Raw genomic sequence first — 9718 nt, forward strand, 5'->3', positions numbered from 1 at the left:
TGATCCCCACCACCTACCTCACCCTCGACACACTCCCCCTCACCCCCAACGGCAAAATCGACCGCAAAGCCCTCCCCGCACCCGACCCCACGGCCGCCGTCTCCGGGATGCTCCCGGCGCGCAATGCGCGCGAGCAGGCACTGTGCGAGATCTTCGCCGAGGTCCTCGGGCTGCCGTCCGTCGGCATCGACGACAGCTTCTTCGACCTCGGCGGACACTCGCTGCTCGCCACCAAGGTCGCGTCCCGGATCCGGGCCCGGCTGGGCGCCGAGGTCGCCGTCCGGACGCTGTTCCAAGCGCCGACGGTCGCCGAGCTCGCCGCTCGCCTGGACGGGGCGGACGGGCCCGTGCGGCCCGCGCTGACCGCCGTCGAGCGCCCGGACGAGCTGCCGCTCTCCCCCGCCCAGCAGCGACTGTGGTTCCTGAACCACCTGGAGAACGGCTCGGCCGCCTACCACCTGCCGTTCGCCGTGCGCCTCTCCGGCGACCTGGACGCGGACGCGCTGGGCGCGGCGCTGGGCGACGTCGTGGCCCGCCACGAGAGCCTGCGCACCGTCTTCCCCGACGCCGGGGGCCGGCCGTGCCAGCGGATCCTCTCCCCCGCCGAGGCGCGCCCCGCCCTGCCGGTCACCGGGACGACCCTCGAGGCGCTGCCCGGGGCGCTGGCCGCCGCGGCCGCCCGCGACTTCGACCTGGCCGGCGGACTCCCGCTGCGCGCCGAGCTGTTCCGGCTCTCCGACGACGAGCACGTCCTGCTCGTCGTCCTGCACCACATAGCGTCCGACGGCTGGTCCGTCGCCCCGCTGGCCCGGGACCTCGCCGAGGCGTACGGGCTGCGGCGGGCGGGCTCGGTCCCCGACCGAGCGCCGCTGCCGGTGCAGTACGCGGACTACACGCTGTGGCAGCGCGGGATTCTCGACGCGGTGGCGGAGGAGCAGCTCACCTTCTGGAAGGCGGCACTGGACGGCATCCCGGAGGAGCTGGAGCTGCCGGCCGACCGGCCGCGGCCCACCGTTCCCAGCCATCGCGGCGGCACGGTCGGCTTCCGCGTCGACGCCGAGGTGCACGCGGCGGTCACGGCGCTGGCCCGCGCCCAGGGCGCGAGCACCTTCATGGTGCTCCAGGCCGCGCTCGCCACGCTCCTGTCGAGCCTCGGCGCGGGCGAGGACATCCCGCTGGGCACGCCCGTCGCGGGACGCACCGATCCGGCCCTCGACGAGCTGGTCGGCTTCTTCGTCAACACCCTGGTGCTGCGCACCGATCTGTCCGGCGACCCGACCTTCCGCGAGCTGCTCGACCGGGTCCGCACGAGCGACCTGGCCGCCTACGCGCACCAGGACCTGCCCTTCGAGACGCTGGTCGACGCGCTCGCGCCGAGCCGGTCGCTGTCCCGGCAGCCGCTGTTCCAGACCATGCTGGTGCTGCAGAACAACGCCGCCGCCGATCTCGACCTGCCCGGCCTGGCCGTCGAGACGGTCCCGGTCCGCAACGGCGCCGCCAAGCTGGACCTGGCGTTCGAGCTGACGGAGCGGCACGGGCCCGACGGAACGCCGGACGGGATCGACGCGGTCCTGGAGTACAGCAGCGACCTGTTCGACGAGGTGACGGCCCGGTCGATGGCGGACCGGTTCGCCCGTCTCGTCGGCGTGCTGACCGGCGACCCCGACCTGCCGCTGGGCCGGGTCGACGCCCTGCTGCCCGCCGAGCGCGCCCGAATCCTGGGCGAGTGGGCCGGGCCGGTCCAGGACGTCGAGACCGCCCCGGTGCACGAGCTGTACGCGGCCAGAGCGGCCGCGCAACCCTCGCACCCCGCCCTGGAGTTCGGCGCGCAGGTGCTGTCGTACGCCGAGCTGGACGCCCGCGCGAACCGGCTCGCCCACGAGCTGTCCGCCCGCGGCACCGGGCCCGGCGACCTGGTGGCACTGCTGCTGCCGCGCTCGCCGGAGATGGTCGTCGCGCTGCTCGCCGTCCTCAAGGCGGGCGCCGCCTACCTGCCGATCGACGCCGCCTACCCGCGCGACCGCATCGGTTACATGCTCGACGACGCGCGACCGGCGCTCGCCCTGACGATGGGCGCCGAGTCCGCCGGTCTGGGCGACTCGGGCGTGCCCCGGCTGCTGCTCGACGACGAAGACGTGCGCGCCGCGGTACGGGCCCGGCCGGACCGTGCGCCGAGGGACGCCGACCGGACCCGGCCGCTGACCGTGCGCGACCCCGCGTACGTCATCTACACCTCCGGCTCCACCGGGCGCCCCAAGGGTGTCGTCGTGGAGCACCGGACGGTCGCCGTGATGGTGGCCGATCAGGGCCCGCGTATGGGCATCGGCCCCGCCACCCGCTGGTTGCAGTTCGCCTCGTACAGCTTCGACGCGGCGACCTGGGAGCTGTCCATCGGACTGCTCTCGGGCGCGACGATGATCCTGTCGACGGCCGAGGAGCGCGGCCCGGGCGCGCCGCTCGCCGAGCTGGTGGAGCGCACCGGCACCACCATGGTCTGCCTGCCGCCCACGGTCCTGTCCGCGTGGCCGGCCGACCGGCCGATGCCCGACGGCGTGCAGCTGGTCGTGGCGGGTGAGGCCTGCTCGCCGGAGCTGGTGGAGCGGTTCTCGCGCGGGCGCGTGATGCGCAACGCGTACGGGCCGACCGAGGCCACCGTCTGCGCGAGCATCAGCGAACCGCTGTCCGGCGCGGTCAAGCCGCCCATCGGGTTCCCGCTGCACAACACGCGGCTGTACGTGCTCGACGCGCGGCTGCGGCCGGTGGCGCCGGGTGTGACCGGCGAGCTGTACATCGGCGGCGACCAGCTGGCCCGCGGCTACCTGCGGCGTCCGGAGCTGACCGCGAGCCGGTTCGTCGCCGACCCGTACGCCACCGCTCCGGGCGGCCGGACGTACCGCTCCGGTGACCTGGTGCGCTGGAACGCCGACGGCAGCCTCGACTACGTGGGGCGCGTCGACGACCAGGTGAAGCTGCGCGGTTTCCGCATCGAGCCGGGCGAGATCGAGGGCGTGCTGCTCGCCCGGGACGACGTCGCGCGGGCCGCGGTGATCGTCCGCGAGGACCGGCCCGGGGACAAGCGGCTCGTCGCGTACGTCGTCGCCGCGGGCGCCCCGGTGGACGTGCGGGAGGTCCGCGCGCATCTCGCCGCCGAACTGCCCGAGCACATGGTGCCGAGCGCGGTCGTCGCCCTCGACGCGCTGCCGCTCACCGGCAACGGGAAGCTGGACCGCCGGGCCCTGCCGGCGCCCGACTACACGCGGGCCGCCGCGGGGCAGGCTCCCGCGAACGAGCGGGAGGCGGCGCTGTGCCGGGCGTTCGCGGAGGTGCTCGGGCTGGAGTCCGTCGGCGCCGACGCCGGCTTCTTCGACCTCGGCGGCGACAGCATCAGCTCGATCCAGCTCGTCGGCAAGGCGCGAGAGGCCGGCCTCGCGATCACCGCGCAGGACGTCTTCGTGCACCGCACCCCGCAGGGGCTGGCGCTCGCCGCCCAGACCGCCGGACGGACCGGGACCGTCGGTGTCGGCGACGGCGCCGGACCGGTGCCGGCCACGCCGATCACCGCTTGGTTCGACGCGATCGACGGGCCGACCGACGGCTTCCACCAGGCGGCCGTCGTCCGGACGCCCGCGGGGGCCTCGTACGAGCGGATCGAGGCCGCGCTGCAGACGCTGCTCGACCACCACGACGCGCTGCGCCGGCGGGGCGACGAGATCCTGGAGGCCGGCGCGGTCCGGGCCGGGGACGTGCTGCGCCGGGTCGCGGCCGACTCCGGCGACCCCGCCGCCCTCGTCCGGGAGGCGGCCGCCGCCGCCCGCGGCGAGCTGGCGCCCGCCCGGGGCGACGTGATGCGCGCGGTGTGGATCGACGCCGGCGCGGCACGGCCCGGCAGGCTGCTGCTCACCCTGCACCACCTGGTGGTGGACGGCGTCTCCTGGCGCATCCTGCTGCCCGATCTGGCTCAGGCGTACGAGCACCCCGAGCGGCCCCTCGCGCCGGTGGGAACCTCCTTCCGACAGTGGGCGCTGCTGCTCCACGAGGAGGCCGCGCGGGAGGAGCGCCGGGCCGAACTGCCGCTGTGGCGGGAGATCACGGACGGCGGCGAACCGCCGCTCGGCGCCCGGCCGCTGGATTCCGGGCAGGACACCGCGGCCACCGCCCGCCGACTGCGGCTCGAACTGCCCTCCGCGTCCACGGCGGAGCTGCTCACCACCGTTCCGGCCGCCTTCCACGCCGAGATCAACGACGTGCTCCTGACCGCCCTCGCCCTCGCGGTCGCCGACTGGCGGCGCGGGCGCGGCGAGCGGCAGGACGTGCTCGTCGACCTGGAGGGGCACGGGCGTGAGGCGATCGTGCCGGGCGTCGACCTGGCCCGCACCGTGGGCTGGTTCACCAGCACGCACCCGGTGCGCCTCGATGTGGGCCTGTGCGACTTCGACGAGGTGTGGGCGGGCGGGCCCGCGCTCGGCCAGGCGCTCAAGGAGGTCAAGGAGCAGCTGCGACGGATACCGGACCACGGCATCGGCCACGGCCTGCTGAGCCGGCTCGACGCCGCTTCGGCGGCGGTGCTCGGCGGCCGCCCGACGCCGCAGCTGGGCTTCAACTACCTGGGCCGGATGGCGCTGTCGGAGCCCGGCGACTGGCAGGTCGCACCGGAATCGCTGGACGTCGCGGCCGGCACCGATCCACAGATGCCGCTGCCGCACGCGCTCGGCGTCAACGCACGCACCGAGGACCTTCCCGACGGCCCGCGCCTGGTCGCCGAGTGGGCCTGGGCGGGGCGGACGGTCGCTGACGCGGACGCGGAGGCGATCGCGCGCGGCTGGTTCCGGGCGCTGGAGGCGCTGGCCGCACACGCCGCACGGCCCGACGCCGGGGGCTTCACACCCTCGGACCTGGGGCTCGTCGAGGGACTCGGCCAGGACGAGATCGACGAGTTCGAGAACGAGTTCGCACACGAGTGGGGGGACGAAGGATGAGCACGACCGCACAGGGGAAGGGACCCGGGGCGCCGCGGGCGTCGGGCGGACTGAGCGACGTACTGCCGCTCACCCCGCTCCAGGAAGGCCTGCTCTTCCACGCCGTGTACGACCGGCAGGAGCTCGACGTGTACGCGGTCCAGCTCGTCCTCGACCTGGAGGGGCCGCTCGACCGCGGCGCGCTCAGGGCCGCTGCGGCGGGCGTCCTGGCCCGGCACCCGAACCTGCGGGCGGGCTTCCGCTACCGCAAGAACGGTCAGCCGGTCCAGCTGATCCCGCGCGAAGTGCCCGTGCCGTGGCGGGAGGTGACCGAGCCGGGCGATCCGGAGGCGCTGACCGACCGGGACCGCACCGAGCCGTTCGACGTGGGCCGGCCGCCGCTGATCCGCTTCACCCTGGTCGTCACCGGCCCGGACCGCCACCGGCTCCTCGTCACCTGCCACCACATCCTGCTCGACGGCTGGTCGATGCCGCTGCTGCTGTCCGAGCTGTTCGCCGCGTACGCGGCGGGCGGCGACGCCTCGGCGCTGCCGGCCGTCACCTCGTACAAGAGCTACCTGTCCTGGCTGAACCGGCAGGACGACCGGGCCGCCGCGGCTGCCTACGGGGAGCTGCTCGACGGCCTGGAGGAGCCCACCCGGCTCGTGCCGGCGCCGCCCGGCCGCGCCCCGGTGCTACCCGAGCAGCACATCGCCCGGCTGGACGCCGCGGCGACGGAGCGCCTGACCGAGTGGGCGCGGGCGCGGGGCGTCACCCTGTCCAGCGTCCTCCAGGGCGTGTGGGCCGTCGTCCTCGGGGCGCTGACCGGCCGCGACGACGTGGTGTTCGGCACCACGACGTCGGGGCGGCCGCCGGAGCTGCCGGGCGTCGAGTCGATGGTCGGCCTCTTCATCAACACGCTGCCCGTGCGGCTGCGCACGGGTGCCTCGCGGACCCTCGCGGAGGTCGTGGAGTCGGCGCAGGACCAGCACACCGCGCTCCTGCCGCACCAGCACCTGGGTCTGTCCCGCATCCAGCGGGACGCGGGTCACGGCGAGCTGTTCGACACCGTCCTGATCTTCGAGAACTATCCGCTGGACCCGGACGCCCTGCGCTCGGCCGTCCCCGGTCTGACGGTCACCGGCGTCACGGGCCGCGACGCGACCCACTATCCGGTGTCGCTGCTCGTGCTGCCCGGCGACGAGCTGACGCTGCGGCTCGACCACGCGCCCAACCTGGTCACCTCCGAGGAGGCCGCCGCGCTGTCCGGGCGGGTGTTGCGGCTCCTGGCAGCGCTCCCCGACGCGGCCGACCTGCCTCTCTCCCGGCTGGAGCTGCTGGGCGAGGAGGAGCGGACGACGCTGCTCGGCTCGTACAACGCCACGGCCCGCTCCTACCCGCGCCACGCCCTGCGCGAGCAGCTCGCGGCGCGGGCCGCCGCCGCCCCGGACGCGCCCGCGCTGCGCTGCGGCGCCGAGCGGCTCACCTACGCCGAGCTGCACGCCCGCGCCGACCGGCTCGCCCATGAGCTGGTGGCGCGCGGCGCGGGCCCGGGCGCCCTGGTGGCGCTCGCGCTGCCGCGGTCGACGGAGCTGATCGTCGCGACGCTCGCCGTCGTCAAGGCGGGCGCCGGCTACCTGCCGCTCGACCCCGACTACCCGGCCGACCGCATCGGCTACATGCTCGACGACGCGGCGCCCGCCCTCGTGGTCACCACGGCCGGGGTCGCCGCCACGCTGCCCGCCGTCACCGAACGTCCGCACCTGACCCTGGACACGGCGGCGGCGCTCCTCGCGGAGCGGCTCGCCGGCCCGGTGGGCACCGCGGACCCGGACCCGCTGGAGACCGCGTACACGATCTACACCTCGGGCTCCACCGGCCGGCCCAAGGGCGTGGTCGTGCCACAGGGCGCGCTGATCAACCTCGTGCACGACATGGGCGAGCGGTTCGGCGTGACGGGCGGGGACCGCTTCCTGTCGGTCACCACCTTCGGTTTCGACATCTCCAACCTGGAGATCTTCGTCCCGCTCCTCACCGGCGCCGAACTGGTCCTCGCCGAGCGCGACACGGTGCGCGACCCGGCCGCGCTCGCCGCCCTGATCACCGGCAGCGACGCGACCGTCATGCAGGCCACCCCGACGCTGTGGCACGCCCTGGTCACCGAGCACGCGGAGAGCCTGGCCGGGCTGCGCGTCCTGATCGGCGGCGAGGCCGTCGGCGAACCGCTCGCCGACGCGCTGCGCGCCGCGTCCCGCGAGGTCACCAACGTCTACGGGCCCACCGAGACGACGATCTGGTCGACCGCCGCCGTCCTGGACGGCGAGCGGGGCGGCGTGCCGCCGATCGGCCGCCCGATCGCCAACACCCAGGTGTATGTCCTCGACGACGCGCTGCGGCCCGCTCCCGCGGGGGCGGTCGGCGAGCTGTTCATCGCCGGCGACGGTGTGGCCCGCGGCTACCACGGGCGTCCGTCGTTGACCGCGACCCGCTTCGTGCCGGACCCGTTCGGTCCGCCCGGCAGCCGCATGTACCGGACCGGCGACGTGGTGCGCTGGGGCGCCGACGGGCAGATCGAGTACATCGGACGGGCCGACCACCAGGTCAAGATCCGCGGCTTCCGTATCGAGCTCGGCGAGATCGAGTCGGCGCTCGCCGCCCACCCCGAGGTGTCCCAGGCGACGGTCGTGGCCCGCGAGGACCAGCCGGGCGGCACGCAGCTCGTGGCCTACACGGTCGGCACGGCCGCCCCAGCCGCGCTCCGCGCGCACCTGGCCGAGAGCCTGCCCGCGCACATGGTGCCCGCGCTGTACGTGGCGATGGACGCGCTGCCGCTCACCGCCAACGGCAAGGTCGACCGCAAGCTGCTGCCGGCGCCCGCCCAGGGCCCGCGCACCGCGGTCCGCGCACCGCGCACCCCGCAGGAGCAGTTGCTGTGCGAGGTGTTCGGAGAGGTCCTCGGGCTGCCCGCGCCCGCGGGTCCGGACGACTCGTTCTTCGAGCTCGGCGGCCACTCGCTGCTCGCGACCCGACTCACCGGCCGGATCCGGACGGCGCTCGGCGCCGACCTGCCGGTCCGCGCGGTCTTCGACGCGCCGACCCCGGCGGCCCTCGCGGCCCGCGTCGCGGACGCCGGGGAGGCCCGGCCCGCCCCGGCGCCGGCCGTACGCCCGCACGTGCTGCCGCTCTCTCCCGCCCAGCAGCGGCTCTGGTTCCTCAGCCGGCTGGAGGCGGACAACCCCGCCTACCACATCCCGGTCGCCGTCCGGCTGAAGGGCGTCCTCGACGTGGCGGCGCTGCGCGCGGCGGTGCGCGACGTCGTCGTGCGCCACGAGGCGCTGCGCACGCGCTTCCCGGACACCGACGGGCGCGCCCGCCAGGAGGTCGTGGACGCGGAGGCGGTCCGGATCGACCTGCCGGTCACCGCGATGAGCGAGGACGCCGTACGCCGGGCGGCGCGGCGCGGCTTCGACCTGGCGGCCGACCTGCCGCTGCGGGCGGAGCTGTTCCGGGCTTCGGACGAGGAGCACGTGCTGCTGCTCGTCGTGCACCACATCGTGGCCGACGGCTGGTCGGTGGGCCCGCTGGGCGCCGACCTCGCGGGGGCCTATGAGGCGCGCCGCGCGGGCGGGGAGCCGGTCTGGGCGCCGCTGCCCGTGCAGTACGCGGACTACACGCTGTGGCAGCGGGAGCTGCTCGCTGCGGTGTCGGAGGAGCAGCTCGGCCACTGGCGGGAGGCGTTGAAGGACCTCCCCGACGAACTGGAGCTGCCGACCGACCGGCCGCGGCCGGCTCTCCCCACGCACCGGGGCGGGCAGGTGGAGTTCCGCATCGGCTCAGCGCTGCACGCGGCGGTCGGCGAGTTGGCCCGGGCGCGGGGCGTGAGCACGTTCATGGTGCTCCAGGCGGCGCTGGCCGCCCTGCTGTCCAAGCTGGGCGCGGGCGACGACATCCCACTCGGCTCGCCCGTCGCGGGCCGCACGGACCCGGTGCTCGACGAGCTGGTCGGCCTGTTCGTGAACACCCTGGTGCTGCGCACCGACCTGTCGGGCGACCCGACCTTCCTGGAGCTGCTCGACCGCGTCCGCGCCACGGACCTGGCCGCCTACGCGCACCAGGACCTGCCTTTCGAGGCCCTGGTCGACGCGCTCGCGCCGACCCGGTCGCTGGCCCGGCACCCGCTGTTCCAGACGATGCTCACCCTGCACAACACGCCGGACTCGGCGGTGCGGCTGGCGGGCGTGGAGTCGGAGCCGCTGCTCCTCGGCACGGGGACCGCCAAGGCCGACCTGGCCTTCGAGTTGTTCGAGCGGCGTACGGAGGAGGGTGCGGCCGACGGGATCGACGCGGTCCTGGAGTACAGCAGCGACCTGTTCGACGAGGCGACCGCGCGGTCCTTCGCCGACCGGCTCGCGCACCTGCTGGGCGTGCTCGTCGCGGCGCCGGGCCGGCCGGTCCGCGAGGCCGAGGTGCTGCTGCCGGACGAGTCCGCCGCGGTGCGGGCGGGTTGGACGGCGACGACGGTCGAGGAGGCGTACACCGGGGTCGTGGAGCGGGTGCGGGCGCACGCCGCCGCGCGCCCGGACCGGCTCGCGGTGCAGGACCCGACCGGGACGGCCACCTATGCCGAACTGGTTTCCCTCGCCTCGGCGTTGAGCCGTCGTCTGGTCACGGCCGGGGTGGGCCCCGGCTCACGGGTGGCGATGCTCTGCGAACCTGGCATCCCCTTCGTCACCGGCATCCTCGGCATCCTGGGCGCCGGAGCC

At 75.5% G+C, this 9718-nt stretch carries 2 protein-coding genes; both read left to right on the forward strand.

The window, feature by feature from the left end:
• Positions 1–4976, forward strand: a 4976-nt coding sequence (locus ACIRS4_RS36015; RefSeq protein WP_404204144.1) for an amino acid adenylation domain-containing protein, incomplete at its 5' end; no start/stop codon positions are given.
• Positions 4973–9718, forward strand: a 4746-nt coding sequence (locus ACIRS4_RS36020; RefSeq protein ID WP_404204146.1) for an amino acid adenylation domain-containing protein, incomplete at its 3' end; no start/stop codon positions are given. The genes ACIRS4_RS36015 and ACIRS4_RS36020, both read left to right, overlap by 4 nt.

The organism is Streptomyces sp. NPDC101166, from assembly GCF_044768125.1.
Classification (GTDB): Bacteria; Actinomycetota; Actinomycetes; order Streptomycetales; family Streptomycetaceae; genus Streptomyces.